This is a genomic window from Mesorhizobium sp. M0189 (assembly GCF_040322135.1).
Taxonomy (GTDB): domain Bacteria; phylum Pseudomonadota; class Alphaproteobacteria; order Rhizobiales; family Rhizobiaceae; genus Mesorhizobium.
Genome location: NZ_JAMYSW010000026.1, coordinates 21,513 through 41,243 on the forward strand (window position 1 = coordinate 21,513; position 19,731 = coordinate 41,243).

Here is a 19,731-nt window from a genome sequence, read left to right on the forward strand (position 1 = left end):
CTAAGGGGGCATGCTGCCTTTGCCGGAAGTAGCACCGCCGATCAACTCCTGCTGGATCTGCTCTCCCTCGTCGAGCGCGCGGCGGGCCTTCTTGCGTGCCAGCTCGACCTCCTCCCAGGCCGCGAGCGCATCAATGCGGGCAGAGGTATGATCCTCGATCGTTTCGATCAGACGCTCGGGCGAGAATTCCAGGCACTCTGCCAGTAGCTCGCTGGCCACCTCGCGAAGTTCGGAGAGTACAGCCTGATCGTCCAGGTCGATCTGTGCAAGCTGGTCGCGGATACGTGTGATGGCGGCTGTTGTTTCGGTGAGGCTGCGGAGCGTTGTCCGGATCTCCGCGAGCTCTCGCGCGTTGGCCAGCCGAACCGCTGCAACACTGTCGTCACGCGCCAATAGCGCCTCGAAATCGTCAGCAGTTTGGCCAGTAAGTTCGCCCCGATGCCTGGCCCACGCCTTGTCTCGGGCGCGGCGGATGGCGGCGGCGGCTTCATCGTCGGGCACATCGATCGAGGCACGAAGCGCATCCAGGCGAGCCGAGAGCAGGTCGTGACTCTCCTGGTATTCGGCGAGACGTTCGCAAAGGACAGCCCTGCCCTTTCCCAACCCAGCTGCCCGCACCTTCCATGCACCAACTTGCGTGACACTCGGGACGGGCACCCTGGCCAGTGCCCCGGCGTCTCCGGACCAGGGATGCAGTCGAGCGATTGCCGCCTCCCATCGAACCGTGCTCGCGTCCTCCGCCTCGCGGGCCATCCTGAGGTCTTTTAGGTGCCCGCTGGCTCGCGCTTTCGACAAGGCCGAGGCCAGCCTTGCCCTGGCAGGTTCGGGCACCCCCCTCTCTTGCCCAACCCGCTCGCGTGCCGCCTGAAGTGCATCGAGCGCCGCCGCGCATTCGTTGCGGGCAACGCGTACGCCGGTGGTGATTCCCGATCGCTCTTCGAGCATGGCGCGAACAGCGCCGACTGTGGCAGCAGGCAAAAGCAGCGCAGCCGGATCTGCCTCGGACGATCTTCCAAGGGCGGCAAGGCAATTCGCCACGGCGCTGTCGAGTATCTGCAGCTCGGTCCTGCGGCTTGGCAGGTCCAGGCCTGCGGAGACATGGCGCACTTTGCGATCCGCGAGCGCCCGAACCCGCTCGGACATTGCCAGGATCGCCTCGTCCACATCGACCGAGCCGATTTTCATTGTCACGCGCTCGGCGTCGTCGATGTTCCCTGACAGCCGCGTTCTCAGGCTGGCGTCGTCATCGATCAATCCGGTGATGGTGCCTGTCCAGGTTCGCAATGGTGAAGCGATGTCAGGCAGCTCGGCAAGCTGGGCCGCCTTGCGTCGAATGTCGGCGAGGATCGGCATAGCGCGAAGGTACCTGGCAATGGTGTCAAGCCGAGCCGACAGAAATGATCGTTCAGCAATACTGCGGTCGTATTTTTCCGCCGCGTCAAGACGTTCGGCCTCAAGGCTCTCAAAAGTCGAGGCCAAGGTGTCGATCGCGTCCCTGCGCGACTTGAGTTCCGCAAGGCGCTTCTTGAGCAGCGCAAGTTCGGTTCCGTGAGCCTGCTTGCGATAGAGCCCGTCCGCTTCGGTCTCTAGCGCGCTCAACATGTCGCTCGCATGCCCAAGACCGGCGCTGGCCGTGAACAGGAGCTTGCCCAGGTCGCCACGCGACTCCAGGATTGATTTTCCGCCTGCTTCCAGCGTCTCGTCGTCCAGCGAGAACATGGTCTCGTATGCGTCCCGCGACAGACCTGCGAGATGGGCTGCTATCGCCACCTCGCTCACCGGTTGCTCCATTGCGTTCAGCAGCGAGTTGGTGCGCTGCTTCGTGCGCGTGAATGTGTGCTCAGTGCCGGCGAGTTCGAGCACCCCGCCTATACGCATCGCGCTGTACTCGTGCAGGAAATTGTAGCGGCTGCGTTCCTCGATACCGAACAGCAGGTCCAGATAACCGGAAAGTGCGGTCGACTTGCCGGCCTCGTTCAGCCCGAACACAATGTGGAAGTCGGGACCGGACTCCGGCCTTGGGCCGAATTCGATCGTCCCGTCGGTGAACTTTCCATAACGAATAAGATCAAGGCGCCGGAGCCTCATTGCGCTCCACCTGCTTTGAGGCGGGCCGTGACCAGGTCGGCACCGCTGGCAAGCACCTTGTCGATGAACAGTTCCAGCCCAGCTTCGTCCCGTCCGGCGAAGTCGCGCCCGTCCGGCGGCAGATCGGCAATCATCTTTTGGACAAGCGCCCTCGCCTCGGCGCGGAAGGCCTCAGACTTGACATTGGCATGCATGGATTGCGCGAGTTCGAAAATCGGATCGGCGACGTCATCGGCTGTTTCCGCGCTCTGTGGAGCGAGATCAAGCTCAAGTTTTTCGACCCATGTGTCGCCCGTCTGCTCCGCCGCCTGCTCGGCTTCGGCCAGCAGCAGGTCCCTGTCGCGGATCAGCGCCCATGACAACGGCGACGCCCCGGCCAGTCCGAGACGGACCACAACGTGGCGGGATCTGACGGAACCCCGGATACCTTCGAGCGCGGAACGGACACGGCCGACGACCTCAGACCATTCGACCGTCCCGGTCAGATCGACGCTCGCCCGCTCGAACTGCGCGATACTGGTCAGTTTTTCCTCGATCTCGACGGACCGGTCTTCTCGTATTGTGACCAGAGTGGCGGATTTCTCTCCGGCCTCGTTGATGTCCCTGCCCTGCGGCATTCCCGTCATCACAACGGTGCTTGCTCCAGGATGGACTTGGCGCACGTGGATGTGCCCAAGCGCCCAATAGTCAAAACCATGGCCGTGCAGGTCAGCGATGCTGCAAGGGGCATAGACATCGTGACCGGGCGATCCAGCGAGGCTGGTGTGCATGATGCCCACATTGACCGCCCCTTCCCGGGCCGCCGGATACTTGGGCAGCAGGCTTTCCGGCGCCTTTGGGTTCGCGAAGCTCAATCCATGGAATGCGACGTCAAGCCCGCCGGCCGTTTGCAGCACCGACTGGGGGCGGCCGCCGAAGATCGTGACCGTGTCAGGAAAAACGAGCTGTTTCGATATGCGCGATAAGGCAATGACGAGCGCATCGACACGTTCCGCAAGGCAGAGGTCTATTATCGAGACAAATGCCTGGCGACTGGCGTCCCCCACGAGTTCGGCAAGATCAGGGTTTCGCAGCGCCAGCGAACGTAGCGGCGAGTCGAGGTGAATGTCGGCCGTGTGTACGAATCGAAATGCCATTCGGGTCTCCGCCCGGAGCATAGAGGGGTTCGGCCGCGGCTCGATGAAAAAATTCCAGGATGCGCGTTGTCGGTTGTCCAAATGGTGCGCAATCGCTTACGCTATACTTCCGTTCAACTCCATCTGCGTCGCCGCTATCAGCGCCGTGCCGATCAGTAGTCGTCTGATCATTTGTCATCGGCATTGGTCGGTTCTTTGGAGATAGCGCGCCGCAAGGTGTCGTTGATCCGATCCTGCCAGCCTGGTCCATCTTCCTGGAAGTGGTCCAGCACCGCCCTATCGATCCTGATCGAAACAAGCTCTCTGATATTTGGAGCAGCCGACGGTTCGCGAACCGGCGCCGCCGGCTTTTTGATCGGCTTGAAGGCGGCTTCAGCGGCTACATCGGATTTGTGGGTCGGCGTGGAGGATTTGCCATTTGGATGATCCTGACTGGTCATAATGCTTGTCGAGCTGACCTTGCCCCTCTGATCTAATCCGGTTTGACGTTCGTTCTGGCCCATCGAGAGGACCAGGACATGAAACGTAGCCGCTTCTCTGAAGAGCAGATCATCGGAATTTTGAAGGAACATGAGGCCGGGGTATCGGTTGCCGATCTGTGCCGCAAGCACGGGGTCAGCGACGCCTCGATTTACAACTGGAAGGCTCGCTTCGGCGGGATGGATGTCTCCGAGGCTCGGCGGCTGAAGGCTCTGGAGGACGAGAACACGCGGCTGAAGCGGCTTCTGGCCGACGCCATGCTCGACAATGCCGCGTTGAAGGATCTTGTGGGAAAGAAATGGTGACGCCCGCGGCCAAGCGGAAAGCTGTCGCTCGCCTGAAGGAAGGCTTCGGGATGAGCGAACGGCGGGCGTGTAAAGCCATCGGCTGTTGCCGCATGACGGTTCGCTACGAGACCAGCAGACCGGACGACCGCGAGCTTCGCGAGCGGATGAAGGCGATCGCGCAGGAGCGTCGCCGGTTCGGCTACCGGCGTCTTCTCGTGATGCTGAGGCGGGAGGGCCTGGTCGTGAACCACAAGAAGCTGTTCCGGCTCTATCGGGAGGAGAAGCTCGCCGCTCGCCGCCGTGGCGGCCGCAAACGGGCGATCGGGACCAGGGCGCCGATGGTGGTGCCGCTGAGGCCCGACGAGCGCTGGTCGCTCGACTTCGTATCGGACCAGCTCACAGACGGGCGCCGCTTCCGCATCCTGGCCGTCGTCGACGACTGCACGAGAGAGTGCCTGGCACTCATCGTTGATACGTCTCTCTCGGGCATGCGGGTTGCCCGAGAATTGGACCGGCTCATCACCGAGCGCGGCCGGCCGAGAATGATCGTCAGCGACAATGGCAGCGAGTTCACCTCGAACGCCATCCTGTCCTGGGCGGATCAGAACCGCGTCGAATGGCATTACATTGCGCCCGGCAAGCCGATGCAGAATGGCTTCATCGAGAGCTTCAACGGCCGACTGCGCGATGAACTGCTCAACGAGACGCTGTTTACTTCGCTGGCTCAGGCACGCGTCGCCATCGCCCTGTGGCGCGCCGACTACAATATCGCGCGGCCGCATTCCCAAATCGCCTGGCAGACACCGGCCGAGTTCGCCACCACCTTCAATCTGCGACGGTCGCTCGCGCTGCGCTATGCCAAAGGCTCCGCGCCAGCGCCCGTCGCTTCACCCGCCCAGCAGGGCACAACCCACGCCGGAAACGAACTCAAAACTGGATAGAAACTGGGGGCAACGTCAGAGCGCCTCATAGCGAATGCGCATCATAACCAATGTACCGCAGCCCACACAAAAAGAAAAAGGCCGGACTGTTGAGCCTGGCCAAGTATGAAGGCAGCTTAAACCTACAAAGGGGGAGGAAAAATCCGACGCGATGTCCATGTGGGGCCAAACTCAGGCTATCTTCAATGACATTGCTGTAGGATACAACAAGCCAAAGTGCTCCACGGCAACACCACGTCGCCAACCATCCTACGCTGGAGGACGCAAACGCGAAAAACGCGGGGGACTTCCCGCCTTCCGTTACCTGACAACCTGGTTCACACGATCGTTTCTGAAGCGTCGCAGCAATCTGCTGCCCAGGTCTCTCCATCACACCAAGCTTCGCGCGCTTTTTTTACACGGCGGTCAGTACATTCGCGACTTGCCGCGCTCCTGCGGCTTTCGCCACGGCGCGCCAGAGAAATCAACCCGCTTTGCGGAGATTGCCAGCAGAAGACTTGCCGGTACGTCGGTCCTGCTCGATGTCGTAGTTGATCTTTTGGCCCTCAACGAGGTTCGACAAACCAGCGCGCTCGACGGCGGAGATGTGAACAAAAACGTCCTGACCGCCATCGTCGGGTTGGATAAACCCAAACCCTTTAGTGCTGTTGAACCACTTCACGGTTCCAGTTGCCATGTGCATATACTCCTTGTGACTTCCCAGCGTGTTTGATCCGACGAAGAGGCCAGACCGGTTCATAGATAGACGCAGCAAAAGCGAGAAATCGCAAGGCCGGATGGATCGACCAGAATACCAACTTCTCTCGGATGGCCCACTCGTCTCACAAGTCGACAGGAATTTTCCTTTCCGGCGTGAAGCCCCTCCAGCCATCCTTGCTGTCCTGGGTTATCACGGCCCGCTCGTTTCCCTCCGGCCCTTAGCTTGCCGACTTGCGTTTCGAGTTCTTGGTCGACCGTGCTGACGCGGGCGTAGCCTATCCGGCTCATAATGTGTCACCTCAATGTCTGGACTCGAGGCTTGGTCACAAATAGTCGATGCCAACTCCGACGTTACGCTGCCCAAAAAGCCATTGATCCGGGAGCAACCCCTGCAAAGTCCGACCTTTACAGGAACATTTCGCCTATGGCGGAGTTGGGCGCGTTGCCCGCGATAAGGTGCCAAACAGGTGACGCCGGCGGGCTTTTGGGAGGAAGCCATGATACGTGCCATCCCTTCACTCCACCTTTCCCGTCGCCGCGCATTGCAGTTTGGGCTGGGAGCCAGCCTCGCCGCCACGACGGGCCTGGCGCCGGTTTCTCGCGCCTATGCCAAGGAGGAACTGCAGGACGAGGACATTTTCCGCTTTGCGCTCAACTTGGAATACATGGAGGCCGAATACTACCTTCGCGGCACCACCGGAAAGGGCATCGACGCCGCCGATGCCGGTTCCAAACCCGGCGATGTGGTCGGCGGAAAGAAAGTGTCCTTCGAGACACCCGCCATCGGCGAATTCATGCAGGAGGTTGCTGAAAACGAACTCGCGCATGTCCGGTTCTACCGCAAGACGCTTGCAAAGAACGCAGTCGACAGGCCGGCCATCGATTTCGATGCTGGGTTCAAAGCGGTTGCGGAGGCAGCGGGCCTCGGGCGGGACTTCGACCCCTTTGGCAACGAAACGAACTTTGTTCTCGGCGGCATGCTGTTCGAGGATGTCGGCGTCACCGCCTATGCCGGTGCTGCGACGCTTCTGAAGAACAAGGACTTCCTCGCCGCCGCGGCGGGCATATTGGCGGTCGAGGCCTACCACATGGGAATGGCGCGCTCCACTCTATACCGGAAGGGAGAGAAAGCCTGGAAGGCCGCCAACGCCGTCTCCGATGCACGAGACAAGATCGACGGGCCGGAAGACAAGGACCAGGGCATCCAGGTGAATGGCAAGGCCAATTTCGTTCCCTCGACGCCCGACGCGATCGCGTTCACCAGGACGCCGAAAGAAGTGCTGCGGATCGTCTATCTCACCGACAAGGACGGCGTCAGCAAGGGTGGCTTCTATCCGGAAGGGATGAACGGGACCCTGAAGAGCACCTGACCCGCTCGCGACAGGCGATCGGATCGCCGGAAGAGACGCAGCGGACCTGCGGTCGGCACTGCTGGTACGGCTGCGCGACGATCACGATTCAAATCCGCTGCAGGAGTCCCCACCCAAGATTGATTGAATTCCGAACCGCGATCATTGCGGCGTTCACAAGAACGTCAGGAAAGTTCGCTCGGTTCGTTCCGATGGACGGAACGAACCGACCGCTTTGCCGAGAAGCAGGCTCTGCAGTTGGTGCGGCGAGAACCGCCAATTTTCCCGCATTGTTCCGTACGGCCGACCGCCAAGCTGTAAAATGGTGGCGATATGGAAGACACGCGACGCTCTGCCCGACGATCACATCCTCCGGCTGGCGAGCAGCCTTGTGAGCCAATCCGGATCCATTTCCGGCACGGAGGACAAAAGCCGTTCGGTATAGGGGGCATGCGGCGGCGTGAGAACTTCGCTCTTTAATCCCTGCTCAACGACTTTCCCCTGGTGCATGACCACAATCTCGTCGGCGATCGCTCGCACGGTGGCAATGTCATGGGTGATGAAAATGTAGCTCATGCCGAGCTCGCGCTGAAGCCGCATTAAGAGCTTCAGGATTTCCTCCTGCACAATCTGGTCGAGCGCGGACGTGATTTCGTCGCAGATGATGAGTTCCGGATCGGCAGCCAACGCTCGGGCGATGCAAACGCGCTGCTTCTGACCCCCCGACAGTTCGGCCGGCAGACGATCCAGGTAAGTTTCGCTCATCTCGACCATGTGCATGAGTTCGCCGATCCGCCTATCCCGCTGTGCACCCTTGAGGCCGAGGTAGAATTCAAGCGGACGAGCTATGACTTCTTCGACCGTCTGCCGCGGATTTAGGGCGTTGTCGGGCATTTGATAAATCATCTGTATGCGGCGCAAGATCTCTTTTGGGCGCGCCTTCAGGGTCTTGGAAAGGGCCTGGCCAGCAAAGGAAATCGATCCCGAAAGCGGCGGCAGCAGGCCGGTAACAACGCGAGCGAGCGTCGATTTCCCGGAACCGGATTCGCCGACCACAGCCACTGTTCTTCCACGTGGAACGTTGATGGAGACATCCTGGAGCACCTTAACCGCCCGGCCGTAGGCCGCCGTGACGTTGTCTATCGTAAGCAGATAGTCATCGGCCGGAACTTCGGGCTTGGCGAGCTTGCGCACGGCCCAGAGCGTCTTGGTATATTCCTGGCTGGGCGAGGCGAGCATCTGGCGCGTTTCTGCCTCCTCCACGGTAAGTCCATGGCGCAAAACCATGATCCGGTCCGCCATTTGCGCCACCACCGCCAGATCATGCGTCACATAGATTGCAGCGGTGTTGAATTCCTCCACGATGTTGCGAATGGAGGCGAGAACTTCGACCTGCGTCGTCACATCGAGCGCCGTCGTTGGCTCGTCAAAGATGATGAGGTCCGGACGGCAAGCCATCGCCATCGCGGTCATTGCCCGTTGCAACTGTCCGCCGGAAACCTGATGAGGATAGCGAAAGCCGATCGTCTCCGGATCTGGAAGCTGAAGACGGCGATAGAGATCGACGGCACTCCGGTTCGCTTTCTCGCGGCTGGCAATCCCATGGGCCACGACTGTTTCGACAGTCTGGTCAAGGAGTCGGTGGGCCGGATTGAAAGAGGCCGCTGCGCTTTGCGCGACATAGGCAATGCGGGAGCCTCTGAGGCGACGCCGCCCTGTTTCGCTGAGTGCCAGAAGATTGATTCCGTCGAACAGGATCGAGCCCTGTGTAATACGGCAGCCTGGCTTGGCGTAACCCATCGCGGCGAGGCCAATGGTGGATTTGCCGGCGCCTGACTCGCCGATCAGGCCAAGAACCTCCCCCCGCTTCAGCGCCAGATCGACCCCGCGGACAATGGGATGCCACCGCTCGTCCGAGAAACCCTCGACATGTAGGTTGCGGATCTGCAGCAGATCCTTGCCTTTTTCGCGCGAGCCCGGACCGCTACCTTTCATCGCGCAACCCGCTGGTTGCGTGCAGGAACCAGTCGACGACGAAATTCACGGAGACTGTAAGGAGGGCAATCGCGCCGGCCGGCAGCAGCGGCGTGACATCACCGTAGGTGATCAGGGTCGCATTCTCGCGCACCATCGACCCCCAATCAGCGGTCGGCGGCTGAATACCGACGCCCAGGAAGGACAGTGCCGCGATCGTGAGGAATACGAAGCAAAATCGCAAACCGAACTCCGCGACCAGCGGCGGCATGACATTGGGAAGGATTTCCTTGGCGATGATCCATTTCGGGCCTTCGCCGCGCAATCGCGCCACCTCGACATATTCCATCACTGCCACGTTAAGCCCGACGGCGCGTGCGAGCCGAAAGACGCGGGTGGAATCGAGCAGCGCAATGATGATTATCAGGCTGGTGATCGACGAGCCGAAGATCGAGAGCAGCACCAGGGCGAAGATCAGGCTTGGGATCGACATCAACACGTCCACCGCACGCGACAGTATCTGGTCGAGCCATCCCCTATACAATGCGGCAAGAAGGCCGAGCGAGACGCCGACCGCGAAGGACAGCAATGTGGTCGCGACGGCGATACCGATGGTGTTGCGCGCACCGTAAATCAGGCGCGTGAGCATGTCCCGGCCGAGCTGGTCGGTTCCCAATTTGAACTGCTGGCTCCACGGTGCAAAGGCTTCGCTGAAGACCTGCGTTTCGCCGTATGGGGCTATCCAATGCGCGAACACCGCAACGATGACATAACCGAGGATCACGAGGATGCCGAACCATGCACTGAAGGGTGCCTTCTTCAGCGCCGTTTTCGCACGGGTGGCGCGCGAGCGCCTCAGCCTGTGAACCTGAGCCATGGGTTCGTAGCTGGTCATCGTGGATGCAAGAGTCTTGGATTGGTGGCGATGGAAATAATATCGGCGGTCAGATTGAGCAGGATGTAGGTCGCGGCGAAAATCAGGGCGCAGGCCTGGACAACCGGAACATCCCTTGATTTGACCGCGTCAACCATCAGCTGACCGATGCCGGGATAGACGAATACCACTTCGACCACGACCACTCCGACGACGAGATAAGCAAGATTGAACGCCACCACCGTGACGATCGGAGCCCATGCGTTGGGCAAGGCATGCCTGAGTACGATGGCCATGGGCGACATTCCCTTGAGACGCGCCATGTCGATATATGGGCTTGCCAGCATGTTGATGATCGCCGCTCGTGTCATTCGCATCATGTGCGCCACGATGACGAGCGTAAGAGTGATCGCCGGCAAGGCTACTCTCCAGACATGTTCCCAAAACGGCGTCTGATCGTTCACATTCGACAATGTCGGGAACTTAGGAACTGCATTGAGTATCCAGTTCAGCGAGACCGCGAGCCAGTGCGGCAGGGATTGTGCGAACTCGGATCCGATGAACGTGTCGCGCGAGATGACGAGGTAGGCAAGCATATAGGCGACGAAAAACTCGGGGAACGAAATGGTCGTCAGCGTCACTGCGTTCACCAGCCGGTCGAACCAGCCATTGCGGTAGAGCGCAGCGAGGATGCCCAGTCCCAGGGCCAGCGGAACTGCTATCAGCGCGGTCATCGCTGCTAGGAACATCGTGTTGTAGAGGCGTGGCGCGATGATCTCGGCCACGGTGCGCCGGTACCCGGTGCGGCTCGCGAATGAAGAGCCGAAATCACCGTGGAGCATCTGCCCGACCCAGACGAAGTAGCGCTCGACAGGCGGACGGTCGATGCCGATTTCTCGCTGGAAGGCGACGACCGTTTCGGGTGTCGCCGATTGCCCGAGCATCGCCTTGGCGAAGTCGCCCGGCAGCATTGCAATCGCAGAGAAGATGATGATGGACACGATGAACAGCGTGACCAGGCCGAGGCCAAGGCGCTGCAAAACCGTTCTTGCGACGGGGTTCATGGGTACGCGTTTCTCGTTGCTGCCGCCGCCCTGCCACACCAGTCAGGGCACGCGGTTGCAAGCCGGAGCCTAATAGCCATCGCGGGTCCGGCCCGCACTCTCACGCAGTGGCGATCCACCAGCGTTCGGCCATCTTCAATCCATCATTCTCCCAGTTCGGCGCCACCTCGCCATGTGCGAGCTTATTGGATTTGGCGCTGACGAAATTGTTGAACACCAGCACGATGCTGCCGCCATCATCATGGGTCAGTTGCTGCATCTCGGCATACATTGCCGCCCGCTTGGCCTCGTCCGTCTCGGCGCGCGCCTGGACAAGCAACTCGTTGAAGCGGGGATTTTTCCAGAACGACTCGTTCCAGCTGGAGTCTGCGGCGAAGGCTTGCGTGAACATCCAGTCGGCCGTCGCGCGACCGCTCCAATAGGAAGCGCACCAAGGTTTCTTGAGCCAGACATTGTCCCAATAGGCGTCCTCGGCCTCACGCACGACGTTTACGTCGATGCCGCACTGGGCTGCCGTCTCGCGGATGAGGGCAGCCGCGTCCACAGCGCCGGCAAAGGCGGCATCGGCGACCGAGAGGTCCACCTTCAGCTTTTCCATTCCGGCCTTTTTCAGATAGTGCTTGGCTTTTTCGGGATCAAAACTGTGTTGCGGCTGCGGATTCGTAGCGAATTTGATCGCCGGCGCGATCGGGTTGTCGTTGGCCACAGTGGCGTGGCCGAGAAAGATCTTGTCGACGATCTCCTGACGGTTAATCGCCCATTTCAAAGCCATTCGGACGTCTGGATTGTCGAACGGCGCAACCGTGACATTCATCGGCAAGGTATAGTGGCCATAGCCGGTGACCTCGACGATCTCCACCTTGGGATTGCGTTTCAACATGCCGAGGGTCTTGAGGTCGGCGCGGCCAATATAGTCCACCTCCCCTGTCGATAGCGCGGCCATGCGAGCGGCGAGATCGGTGATGGCGATGAACTCCACCTCGTCGAGATAGGGTTTGCCGTTCTTGAAGTAGTTCGGATTGCGCTTGAGTTTTGCCGAAACTCCGGGCTGGAAATTCTCAAGCACGAAAGCACCGGTGCGAACGCCCGATCCCCAATCCGCCTTGCCGTCCTTGGCCGGCATGATGACCAAATGGTAGTCACTCATGATGTAGGGGAAATCGGCGTTGCCGCTTTTCAGCGTGAAGACAACCGTTTCCGGGCCATCCGCCTTGATGCTCGCGACGGGCTCAAGCAGCGGCTTCGCCGCCGATTTGGTTTCGTCGCCCATATGATAGCGCAGCGAAGTCACGACATCGTCCGCCGTCACATTCTTGCCATTGTGGAAGGTTGCGCCCTTGCGCAGCTTGAAGACCCAGGTTTTGGCGCCATCGGATGATTCAAAGCTCTCGGCAAGATCCGGTTGGACGTTGCCTTTCGCGTCGACCTCGGTGAGGCTGTTGGACATCGAGCCGGAGAATGCCGTTTGTGTGAATGTGTCCGGGTAGCCGGCCGGATCGATCGAATCCGTCGTTGCGCCATGAGCCATGCCGAGCTTGGCGAAGCCGCCCTGCAGCGGTTCGGCCCGGGCCGTGCTGACAAAGAGCTTGTTCGCAGCGGTGACCGTCAGCCCAGCGGCCAGCCCAAGATGAATGAAGTCACGGCGGGAAATCTTGCCGTGACCAATCAGGCTTTGAGCGATACCAAGCTTGTATTCAGATTCTGACATTTGACTCTCCCATTACGGATTTTCCGCGTTATTGTTCGTCAAGCACCTGTGAAGTTAGTTTCGATCACCTTTCTTCTACTCTTCGAATCCGTACCTCAATCAGGCCGTCACATAGATGCTGCCCGCCTCGACGGTTACTGGAAATGTGCGCGCGCGAACGGACGGATCGACCAGGGCCGCGCCTGATTTGATGTCGAATTCCCAGCCATGCCAGGCGCAGCGCACGATCTCGTTTTCGCGGTGATAGATGAATTGCGCCTCTTCGACCGGTGCAGTTGTTCCGCATTGCGGCCCCTCGCAAAGCGGAGCGCCGCGGTGCGGACAAACATTCAGCAGCGCGTGGAATGAGTCTCCGATGCGAAAAACGCCGACCGAAAGGCTGCGGATCTTGGCGATGAAGGGAGATCCGGTTTCGATCTCGTCGACGCGGCAGATGTATGTCTTCTCGGGCATCGTCTGCTTCCTCAGGCGGCATTCGCCGCTTGCGCGCGGGGGATGCGTTTGTAAACCTCCAGCGCATTCAGCCCCATGATCTTGCTCTTCCAGGCAGGAGGGATTTGCAGCGTGTTGGCATCGTCGTAATCCCAATGCGGATAGTCTGAGGCAAACATCAGCGTATTTTCTCCGTCCATTGCCTCGAGAGTGGACCAGAGATGCTGAATATTTGCGGGCTGCTCCAGTGGCTGCGTGGAAAAGCGGATGTTGCGCCGGCAGTATTCGGAAGGCAGCATTTTCAGCCATGGCGTCTCTTTGCGTAGGGCTTTGTAATCGGCGTCCAGGCGCCACAGCACCGACGGCACCCAGGCGACGCCGCATTCGATGACCACGAAGTAGAGGTCCGGCCATTTTTCGAAGACGCCATGCGCAATCATGCTTGCGACATGCGAAATCGCCGACATGTGCAGGATGGCATGGGTCTCCCAGAAGAATGTCGTCGGGGCCGGAGCAATCGCGGTCGAATTCACGCCGCCATGGCCGCCCAGATGTATGGCAAAGGGCAGCCCCACCTCGGCGCAAGCCTCGTAGATTGGATGGTAAAACGGATCGCCATAAGGCTTGACGGAGCCTTGCGAAGCGAGAACCTGAACCATGCGCGGATGATTGCCCAGACGGCGTATCTCGGCGGCCGCGAGCTTCGGATCCTGTGGCGCGATGATGATCGAGCCCATGAAGCGATCGTCCTTCGGCAGCCATTGGTCGATCTGGTAGTCATTGTAGGCGCTGACGAGGGCGCTGGCATAATAAGGATTGGCGAGGGTGGAAGCCTCGATCGGCTCATCGCCGGTCAGGATCGCCACATCGACCTTGTACTTGTCGAGGTGTTTTTCCTTCATGATGAGATAGTTGTCGGCTTCTGTTTTCGGACGGACGTCCTTGCGGGAGAAGTCCTGCGGATGAAACCAGGGACGATGGCCATGCGGGAAGGCGCCAACGGGGCCTGTCTTCTCGCCTTCAACGAACATGTCCTTCCATAGGCCGGAAAGGTAGGACTCCAGTACGGTCGCGCTTGACCAGTAATTGTGACAATCGCAGTCGACTATGAACACGTTGCTCAGCTCCGTAGCTTCAGCCTGGTCGATCTGCCGGCCGATTTCACCGAGGGCAGCTTCCGCCTTGAGTATTGTTTGATCAAGCTTATGATCCTGCGCAATATGATCGACTTTTTCGATCGGGAGGTCCCGTGCAGCTAGATCACATCGAAACCTTTCTCGACATCATCGAGTCGCGAAATTTCAATCGTACCGCCGATCGCTTGGGGTTGACCCAGTCGACGATCAGCACCCGCATCAAGAACCTCGAGAGCGCGATCGGGTCCGAGCTCTTTCAGCGCGGGCGCGCCGGCGCTGAGCCGACAGCCGCGGGACGGCGGTTCGAAGCGTACGCCAGATCCCTGCTGTCAACCTGGTCGCAAGCTCGCCACGACGTGCGGGCGTTCAACCGTTTCGAGGGCACCTTGCGCATCGCCGCACAGGTGGGCATGACCCGCTCGGTCCTGCCCGGATGGGTCGAGACACTATGCCAGGCCCTTCCAAAGTCCTCGATCCATGTCGAGTCGGATTATTCAAACCAGATGGTCAGCGATCTTAGCATGGGAAATCTGGATATCGCCGTGCTTTATGCGCCTCGCTACCTGCCTGAGATCGCCTACGAACATCTGATGGTCGAGGAATATGTGATGGTTTCGACGGCTGCCAGAACGCTGTCCGACGTGGACCCTGAAACGTACATTCGCCCGGGCTATACCGCCGTGCTGGAAAAGACGCACGCAGAGCTGCTGGCCGAGCTGGCGATCTGTCGGCTTTCGACGGGATCGGAAACTCTGGCGGAGATCATGCTCCGACGAACGGGTGGCACCTGCTATATGCGTAGCGACGATGCGCGCAGGTTCACTGCTGAACTCCGATCGTTCCTGGTCGAGGGAGCGCCGACGCTGCACCAGCCAGTCCACACCGCGATACTCGCGCGCCGCAAACACGAACCCATCATTCGCAAAGGCATCCGAGCCCTCCAGGTCGCTGTGATGTCACTGGAAGTTTAATCGAAATTACCGATCATAAAGGCAGGATTGCGCGGCTGTTCAGCGGGGTTTGAAATGGCATCTTGGCTCGACTCCAAACCTGAGTTGAATGATGAATGCATACGCGGCCTTTGCAGCCTCCGGCTTCGTCCCAACAAAGCGTCACCGGCAGTGGGCACAGACCACACCGCAGCTTGTGCACTGCCGGCGCGTGATCGACGAAACGCACGATGTGAAAACATTCGTTCTCACACCCGCTTCAGATCGAATGTTCTGCTTCAGCGCTGGCCAGTATGTTCTGGTGCACCTGAGGATCGACGGTGCCGCGGTGACGCGCTCCTACTCTGTTTCGTCACCACCGACGCGACCGCTCGACCTTCAGATTACCGTGAAACGGACGCCGGGCGGGCTCGTTTCGAATTGGCTCCATGACAATTTGATGCCGGGCGATGCGATCGAGATCGAAGGGCCGCTCGGCTCGTTCAATCTCGACGATCTGCCGCATGGAAAGTCCCTCTTCCTTTCAGGTGGCAGCGGGATAACTCCCGTCATGTCTATGTTGCGGGCACTTACCGACCGCGCAGCCGCCCAGGATATCCACTTCATTCACAGTGCGAAAACGCCGGACGACATCATCTTTCGGCTCGAACTGGACGCACTTGCCGCTCGCTTTCCCAATGTTCAAGTGACTTGCATTTGCGGTCAGGAAGACCCAGCCTGGACGGGTCCAACTGGACGCATTAGCAGTCAAATGCTCCTGAATCTGGTTCCCGATCTTCACAGCCGGACCGTTTTCGCCTGTGGGCCGGAATCCTACATGAAGGCGGCACGCGCCTGCCTGGAGGCAATCGGCCTCGCCCCTTCACAGTTTCATGAGGAGAGCTTCGGAGGCGGCAACGGTTCGCGTTCGGAACTGGCTTCAAAGATTTCGTCTTCGGTCCGCTTCGCCCGCTCCGGCATTGCGCATCACTGTGCGCCCGGAGAGACCCTGCTGGAAGCGGCGCGCCAATGTGGCGTCCACATCCCCACCGCCTGCCAGCAGGGAATTTGCGGTACGTGCCGGATCGCCAAGCTGTCCGGCGAAGTCGTCATGGATGACCTAGGCGGGCTGACCTTGGAGGATCAATCGGCAGGCTACATCCTAGCGTGCTGCAGCCGCCCACATGGCGACGTTTTGCTTGATCTCTAACTGTACCGCATCGCGGGACGAAATCGGGTCAGCCTTTGCGTTCCACGACCAAGCCATACTAATGCGACCGCAAGTGGTTAGCGTTTCGGAACCTGTTTTTCCGCCTATCACTTTCACCAGCGAGATCGTCTCGTGCACAATCGCTAGGGAACGAGTGCCCAATTGGCTGTCTTTGCAACCAAGAGCATGAAATTCTCAATCCCATAGCACACTCTAATTCGCTTCGAACACATTACTTGCTGTTCGACGTTCCGGGCGTGGAGTTATTGGAAACGCAATTCTGTTTGTTTGCACATTCGCCGGTCCTGATAGTCACGGTCTTGACCTTTTTCGGCGTAACCTTGCTTGGCTCGGCCGGCTGAGCCTCGGTTTGCTCCGCATGCACACCCTTGCTTTGCTCGGCGGGTGGAGTAGTGCCCACTGCCTCGCACCGAAACTGATCGTACTCCTCCATCTCCGAGTTCACGCCGTAGAACTTGCGCGTGTTGGTTTCCCCGACCGCCAGGGTAAAACTGTCATCAAATCGATCGAACAGCCTCCGAGCCAGTCTGTAGCTGCCTGACAGTGTGCATTGGATGGACGTTGCGCAATCGCTGTGAAAATGCAACGACAGAAAGCTGCCCGTCGCGGTATGCGTGATCAACTTGCTGCGGGTCACACATTGGGCCCCCGCCGATGGAGGCCGGTTTGCTGGAGAGTGGCTCCAGACCACTCCCTTTTTCTTCGGAGTGGCCTTGCGCAAATCCATGATGTCGGAAAGGAACGTGTTATCCAGGCCGGTCATGGACCCGTAACTTCCAGTCCGAAGATTGTAGTCAAGTCCGTTCAATTTCTCCAATCCGCTTTCGATCATCAAAGCCACGGCGTTCAAGCCACTTTCGGACTTGACGATAACTGCTCCTCCCGACATGCCTGGGTGCAAGTCGCAATCGGAATGGTAAACCGTCGGCCTATTCCAATCACCTTGCGAAAATTCAACGTCGCGGACGGCACAGGCTTGGACCACGGCGTCTCGGTTGTCTATCTCCTTCCTCGCAATATCCTGATAGCCGGAAATCGTAATGATCGGTTGGTCTTTTGGCATCGGCGCCATAGCTAAGGCAATGGGCACACCACCTTTGACTGGCTTCTTAAGAAGAACCGTCGCGTGGTCGTCAGCGCGGTCGACGTCGACCCCAGCGATCCGCACATGCGTTGCGGGCACTATCGACTCGCTGGGTGTCACTGCCGACAGCACGATTTTTGGCCAGATGTGCCAACTGGCGTTCTGGCGAAATGCTGCCGGGCGTGGCTTACGCGTCAAGTCGGCGCTTGGTTCCAAGATAGCCACTGGCGCGGTTGGAATTGCAAACACTGGAGACTTCTCGGCAAAGAGGCCCCAGTTCGGCATCACTCCCGGCGCGCTACTTGCCTTTGTGCCTGCGCAGGTAACAGCAGCAAACCAAATGAAGCTCTATCGTGGCTGGGTGGAGAACCTGGAAGTTTCAGGTCGTGATCCGCAGACAGTCCTTGATGCGGATTGGGCGCGTATTCAGGCGCGCATCGCGGCCAGCGCGTCCGCTAATGGCGGGACGTCGCTTATCTTTGTCTAGCCGGTCGCCTGTCAGGCCCCAATCCCAGCGGCGCCGGCCAACCCATTCAGGTCAGCATCGCTAGTCATGCCCTAAACCGTTCCGTATGCCAGACGATCTTGCCGTCAATCTTCATCGGCTTGTGGATCATCAGGCGCTTCGGCAGATGCTCGGGGTGAATCTCGAGCAAGGTGATCTTCACTGTTGGCTTGCAGCGGCTGCAGTCGAATTTGAGCTTCAGCGGATCGGCGCCGCCGCCATAGACCATCATGAGATCGGCCGAGCGGCAGTAGCGGACATTGCCGCAGCTGCATTCGGCCTTGACGAGCATATTGTGTCGGGTCGCCTTGCCCAGCGTGTCGATCGGATCGTGCGCCATGAGAACAGAAAAGGAACATTTCCTTGATCGTCAAGACCGGCTATGGAATCTTTCGAACCAACCTAAGCCGAGAAACTACCGATGAGCGACGACCTGATCCGCCTTCCCGGCGCAATAGAGCCCGTCACGCGGCCTGGCATTCAGCACCATAGGTGCGAGCGTCCCGACTGTGGCAAGGATGCAGGATGGTGCTTCGCCAAGCCCAAACAGCCGTCGCACTGGTTCTGTTTTGAACATGGTGCGGACGGCGAAGCGTATCTCTAGGGAGCGAGCATGATCACGCCGCCGAGACGACAGGGCGAATATGCCGACCGCGAGATCGATTGCCAGGAGGCGATGGAGCCAGGCTTTCAGGCGATCATTGATTGCATGCTCGAAGCAGGTTTGACGCGCGGCGAAATCATGCGGTCGCTTCGGCGGCTGATCGCGGCCGACAACATGACGCAGAAGGAAAACGCCAAAGTCGAGGCGCAGCTCGCCATCGCGCGCGCGATGATGCGTGCTGGCCGGCCTTGACGATCGCCACCGCAGCGCCAGTATCCTGACGATGGACGAGAACTACATTTATGAGGCCGTAGCGTTGGTTTCCCGCTAAACAACGCTACCAGACATTTAAGCACGACCGCGTAGGATCGATGGTCTTGTGAATTTTTGGATTCGGCAACGCGACAGCTACTCCCAGAGGGATATTCCCTCTTGCGTTAAGGCTCGTTGCACAGCCGCTCGCTCCTCCAACCGACGTGCATGAGAGGTCCAAGCTGGGTAGGTATTTCGCATGTCAACGGCCATACGATTTCCCCACCTGTAGAATACGAGCAAATACGGATCAACAATTGAATAGGACTCTCCTACGGCCCAATCTCGGTCCGTCAACTTGGATTCTATAAGGGCAAACGCAGAAGCCAAGTGCTCCTTTCCTTTATGAATCAAGGGCTCGTACATCGATTGATCCGGTAAGAAAAAGTCGGCGCGCCAGATCATTCGGACGGCGACCGCGTGAACCGCACTCGATAGCCAGTTAAACCATTCGATGGAACGGATGATATTTTCTGCATCCGCTCCCAGGAGCCGCGCGTCTGGATTCGTCAGGGCCAGGTGAAATAAGATTGCCGGCGCTTCAGTGAGAGTGAAATTGTCGGCAATGAGAACAGGGATTCGCCCTTTCGGGTTTAAGCGGTGAAATTCGTCGGTCTTGGCTTCGGGATGGCCTGGCGACATCAACGCCAGCGAATAGGGCCTTCCAATCTCCTCCATGACGATGTGAGGTGCAAAAGAGCAAGAGCCTGGCGCAGCATGGAGTGTGTAATGCATCAATTCCTCCGAAAACCGCATCTTACCCCCCATCACGTCGGGTGCGAACCCGTTTTCCAAGAAGCGGGATGAGATCGGAGTAACTAGCAGGTGGTTCGATTGGAACAAGCCGACGATCAGGACAGTCCCGCATTCGCGGGCAAAAGCCAAGCACGCGAAAGAA

At 59.2% G+C, this 19,731-nt stretch carries 19 protein-coding genes and 1 pseudogene; 7 read left to right on the forward strand and 13 right to left on the reverse strand.

From position 1 onward, the window contains the following. From NKJ09_RS29500 to NKJ09_RS29510, 3 genes and pseudogenes are all read right to left on the reverse strand, one after another. Positions 1-2,088 carry an AAA family ATPase gene (locus NKJ09_RS29500; RefSeq protein WP_352496448.1) on the reverse strand — a complete coding sequence of 696 codons (2,088 nt, stop codon included), beginning with the start codon at positions 2,086-2,088 and terminating at the stop codon, positions 1-3. Next, complete coding sequence (locus NKJ09_RS29505) at positions 2,085-3,224, reverse strand: metallophosphoesterase family protein (RefSeq protein ID WP_352496447.1); 1,140 nt, start codon at positions 3,222-3,224, stop codon at positions 2,085-2,087. Before NKJ09_RS29505 ends, NKJ09_RS29500 begins: the two co-directional genes overlap by 4 nt. A 167-nt stretch (positions 3,225-3,391) precedes the next feature. Further along, a pseudogene (locus tag NKJ09_RS29510) lies at positions 3,392-3,642 on the reverse strand (BrnA antitoxin family protein). 100 nt (positions 3,643-3,742) lie between these two features. Here NKJ09_RS29510 and NKJ09_RS29515 point away from each other — a divergent pair. After that, positions 3,743-4,932, forward strand: a protein-coding gene (locus NKJ09_RS29515; protein WP_352536470.1) for an IS3 family transposase whose coding sequence is annotated in 2 segments (ribosomal slippage) — positions 3,743-3,992 and positions 3,992-4,932 — 1,191 coding nt in all. Because the reading frame shifts where the segments join, the coding sequence is not laid out codon by codon here. Positions 4,933-5,395: 463 nt separating this feature from the next. On the opposite strand, the gene NKJ09_RS29520 is transcribed toward NKJ09_RS29515, so the two are convergent. Then, positions 5,396-5,608, reverse strand: a complete 213-nt coding sequence (locus NKJ09_RS29520; protein WP_031194806.1) for a cold-shock protein — start codon at positions 5,606-5,608, stop codon at positions 5,396-5,398. Between the two features lie 520 nt (positions 5,609-6,128). Here NKJ09_RS29520 and NKJ09_RS29525 point away from each other — a divergent pair. Beyond that, positions 6,129-7,001, forward strand: a complete 873-nt coding sequence (locus tag NKJ09_RS29525; RefSeq protein WP_352496499.1) for a ferritin-like domain-containing protein — start codon at positions 6,129-6,131, stop codon at positions 6,999-7,001. Between the two features lie 342 nt (positions 7,002-7,343). On the opposite strand, the gene NKJ09_RS29530 is transcribed toward NKJ09_RS29525, so the two are convergent. The 6 genes from NKJ09_RS29530 to NKJ09_RS29555 all read right to left on the reverse strand — a co-directional run bounded on the left by NKJ09_RS29530 (position 7,344) and on the right by NKJ09_RS29555 (position 14,147). Further along, positions 7,344-8,975: an ABC transporter ATP-binding protein gene (locus NKJ09_RS29530; RefSeq protein WP_352496498.1), complete on the reverse strand. Its 1,632-nt coding sequence runs from the start codon at positions 8,973-8,975 to the stop codon at positions 7,344-7,346. Further along, entirely contained in the window at positions 8,965-9,831 is an 867-nt protein-coding gene (locus NKJ09_RS29535; RefSeq protein ID WP_502896978.1) for an ABC transporter permease, read from the reverse strand. Before NKJ09_RS29535 ends, NKJ09_RS29530 begins: the two co-directional genes overlap by 11 nt. A 14-nt stretch (positions 9,832-9,845) precedes the next feature. Then, on the reverse strand, positions 9,846-10,892 hold the full coding sequence (locus NKJ09_RS29540) for an ABC transporter permease (RefSeq protein ID WP_352496497.1): 1,047 nt from the start codon (positions 10,890-10,892) through the stop codon (positions 9,846-9,848). 100 nt (positions 10,893-10,992) lie between these two features. Next, positions 10,993-12,600 carry an ABC transporter substrate-binding protein gene (locus NKJ09_RS29545; RefSeq protein ID WP_352496496.1) on the reverse strand — a complete coding sequence of 536 codons (1,608 nt, stop codon included), beginning with the start codon at positions 12,598-12,600 and terminating at the stop codon, positions 10,993-10,995. A gap of 99 nt (positions 12,601-12,699) precedes the next feature. Beyond that, on the reverse strand, positions 12,700-13,053 hold the full coding sequence (locus NKJ09_RS29550) for a Rieske (2Fe-2S) protein (RefSeq protein WP_292653661.1): 354 nt from the start codon (positions 13,051-13,053) through the stop codon (positions 12,700-12,702). Positions 13,054-13,064: 11 nt separating this feature from the next. Then, on the reverse strand, positions 13,065-14,147 hold the full coding sequence (locus NKJ09_RS29555; RefSeq protein WP_352496495.1) for an amidohydrolase family protein: 1,083 nt from the start codon (positions 14,145-14,147) through the stop codon (positions 13,065-13,067). Positions 14,148-14,281: 134 nt separating this feature from the next. Between NKJ09_RS29555 and NKJ09_RS29560 the strand changes: the two genes are divergently transcribed. Together NKJ09_RS29560 and NKJ09_RS29565 are read left to right on the forward strand one after the other, a co-directional pair. After that, the gene (locus tag NKJ09_RS29560; RefSeq protein ID WP_352496494.1) at positions 14,282-15,139 is read left to right on the forward strand and encodes a LysR family transcriptional regulator; all 858 of its coding nucleotides are present in this window, start codon (positions 14,282-14,284) and stop codon (positions 15,137-15,139) included. A gap of 88 nt (positions 15,140-15,227) precedes the next feature. Further along, positions 15,228-16,307, forward strand: coding sequence for an FAD-binding oxidoreductase (locus tag NKJ09_RS29565; RefSeq protein WP_352764303.1), 1,080 nt, complete (start codon positions 15,228-15,230; stop codon positions 16,305-16,307). Between the two features lie 232 nt (positions 16,308-16,539). Here NKJ09_RS29565 and NKJ09_RS29570 read toward each other — a convergent pair whose 3' ends face one another. Next, positions 16,540-17,697, reverse strand: a complete 1,158-nt coding sequence (locus tag NKJ09_RS29570; protein WP_352496492.1) for a S1 family serine peptidase — start codon at positions 17,695-17,697, stop codon at positions 16,540-16,542. Positions 17,698-17,752: 55 nt separating this feature from the next. Between NKJ09_RS29570 and NKJ09_RS29575 the strand changes: the two genes are divergently transcribed. Further along, a complete protein-coding gene (locus NKJ09_RS29575) occupies positions 17,753-17,899 on the forward strand; it encodes a hypothetical protein (RefSeq protein WP_352496491.1) in 147 nt (48 codons plus the stop codon). 64 nt (positions 17,900-17,963) lie between these two features. Here NKJ09_RS29575 and NKJ09_RS29580 read toward each other — a convergent pair whose 3' ends face one another. Next, positions 17,964-18,257 (reverse strand): hypothetical protein, encoded by a 294-nt coding sequence (locus NKJ09_RS29580; RefSeq protein ID WP_352496490.1) that lies wholly within the window; start codon positions 18,255-18,257, stop codon positions 17,964-17,966. An 81-nt stretch (positions 18,258-18,338) separates the two neighbouring features. Here NKJ09_RS29580 and NKJ09_RS29585 point away from each other — a divergent pair, with 81 nt between their 5' ends. Both NKJ09_RS29585 and NKJ09_RS29590 read left to right on the forward strand, forming a co-directional pair. After that, positions 18,339-18,521: a hypothetical protein gene (locus NKJ09_RS29585; protein ID WP_352496489.1), complete on the forward strand. Its 183-nt coding sequence runs from the start codon at positions 18,339-18,341 to the stop codon at positions 18,519-18,521. 9 nt (positions 18,522-18,530) lie between these two features. Next, positions 18,531-18,773, forward strand: a complete 243-nt coding sequence (locus tag NKJ09_RS29590; protein ID WP_352496488.1) for a hypothetical protein — start codon at positions 18,531-18,533, stop codon at positions 18,771-18,773. A 156-nt stretch (positions 18,774-18,929) separates the two neighbouring features. On the opposite strand, the gene NKJ09_RS29595 is transcribed toward NKJ09_RS29590, so the two are convergent. Further along, entirely contained in the window at positions 18,930-19,568 is a 639-nt protein-coding gene (locus NKJ09_RS29595; RefSeq protein WP_352496487.1) for a glutathione S-transferase family protein, read from the reverse strand. Positions 19,569-19,731: the final 163 nt, after the last annotated feature.

Bases quoted from the DNA above. Each gene is read 5' to 3' on its own strand.
- NKJ09_RS29570 (WP_352496492.1), bottom strand. From the start codon at position 17,697: ATGCCGAACTGGGGCCTCTTTGCCGAGAAGTCTCCAGTGTTTGCAATT.
- NKJ09_RS29535 (WP_502896978.1), bottom strand. From the start codon at position 9,831: ATGGCTCAGGTTCACAGGCTGAGGCGCTCGCGCGCCACCCGTGCGAAA.
- NKJ09_RS29525 (WP_352496499.1), top strand. From the start codon at position 6,129: ATGATACGTGCCATCCCTTCACTCCACCTTTCCCGTCGCCGCGCATTG.
- NKJ09_RS29500 (WP_352496448.1), bottom strand. From the start codon at position 2,088: ATGAGGCTCCGGCGCCTTGATCTTATTCGTTATGGAAAGTTCACCGAC.
- NKJ09_RS29580 (WP_352496490.1), bottom strand. From the start codon at position 18,257: ATGGCGCACGATCCGATCGACACGCTGGGCAAGGCGACCCGACACAAT.
- NKJ09_RS29550 (WP_292653661.1), bottom strand. From the start codon at position 13,053: ATGCCCGAGAAGACATACATCTGCCGCGTCGACGAGATCGAAACCGGA.
- NKJ09_RS29590 (WP_352496488.1), top strand. From the start codon at position 18,531: ATGATCACGCCGCCGAGACGACAGGGCGAATATGCCGACCGCGAGATC.
- NKJ09_RS29575 (WP_352496491.1), top strand. From the start codon at position 17,753: ATGAAGCTCTATCGTGGCTGGGTGGAGAACCTGGAAGTTTCAGGTCGT.
- NKJ09_RS29505 (WP_352496447.1), bottom strand. From the start codon at position 3,224: ATGGCATTTCGATTCGTACACACGGCCGACATTCACCTCGACTCGCCG.
- NKJ09_RS29585 (WP_352496489.1), top strand. From the start codon at position 18,339: ATGAGCGACGACCTGATCCGCCTTCCCGGCGCAATAGAGCCCGTCACG.
- NKJ09_RS29565 (WP_352764303.1), top strand. From the start codon at position 15,228: ATGATGAATGCATACGCGGCCTTTGCAGCCTCCGGCTTCGTCCCAACA.
- NKJ09_RS29530 (WP_352496498.1), bottom strand. From the start codon at position 8,975: ATGAAAGGTAGCGGTCCGGGCTCGCGCGAAAAAGGCAAGGATCTGCTG.
- NKJ09_RS29540 (WP_352496497.1), bottom strand. From the start codon at position 10,892: ATGAACCCCGTCGCAAGAACGGTTTTGCAGCGCCTTGGCCTCGGCCTG.
- NKJ09_RS29595 (WP_352496487.1), bottom strand. From the start codon at position 19,568: ATGCATTACACACTCCATGCTGCGCCAGGCTCTTGCTCTTTTGCACCT.
- NKJ09_RS29520 (WP_031194806.1), bottom strand. From the start codon at position 5,608: ATGGCAACTGGAACCGTGAAGTGGTTCAACAGCACTAAAGGGTTTGGG.
- NKJ09_RS29545 (WP_352496496.1), bottom strand. From the start codon at position 12,600: ATGTCAGAATCTGAATACAAGCTTGGTATCGCTCAAAGCCTGATTGGT.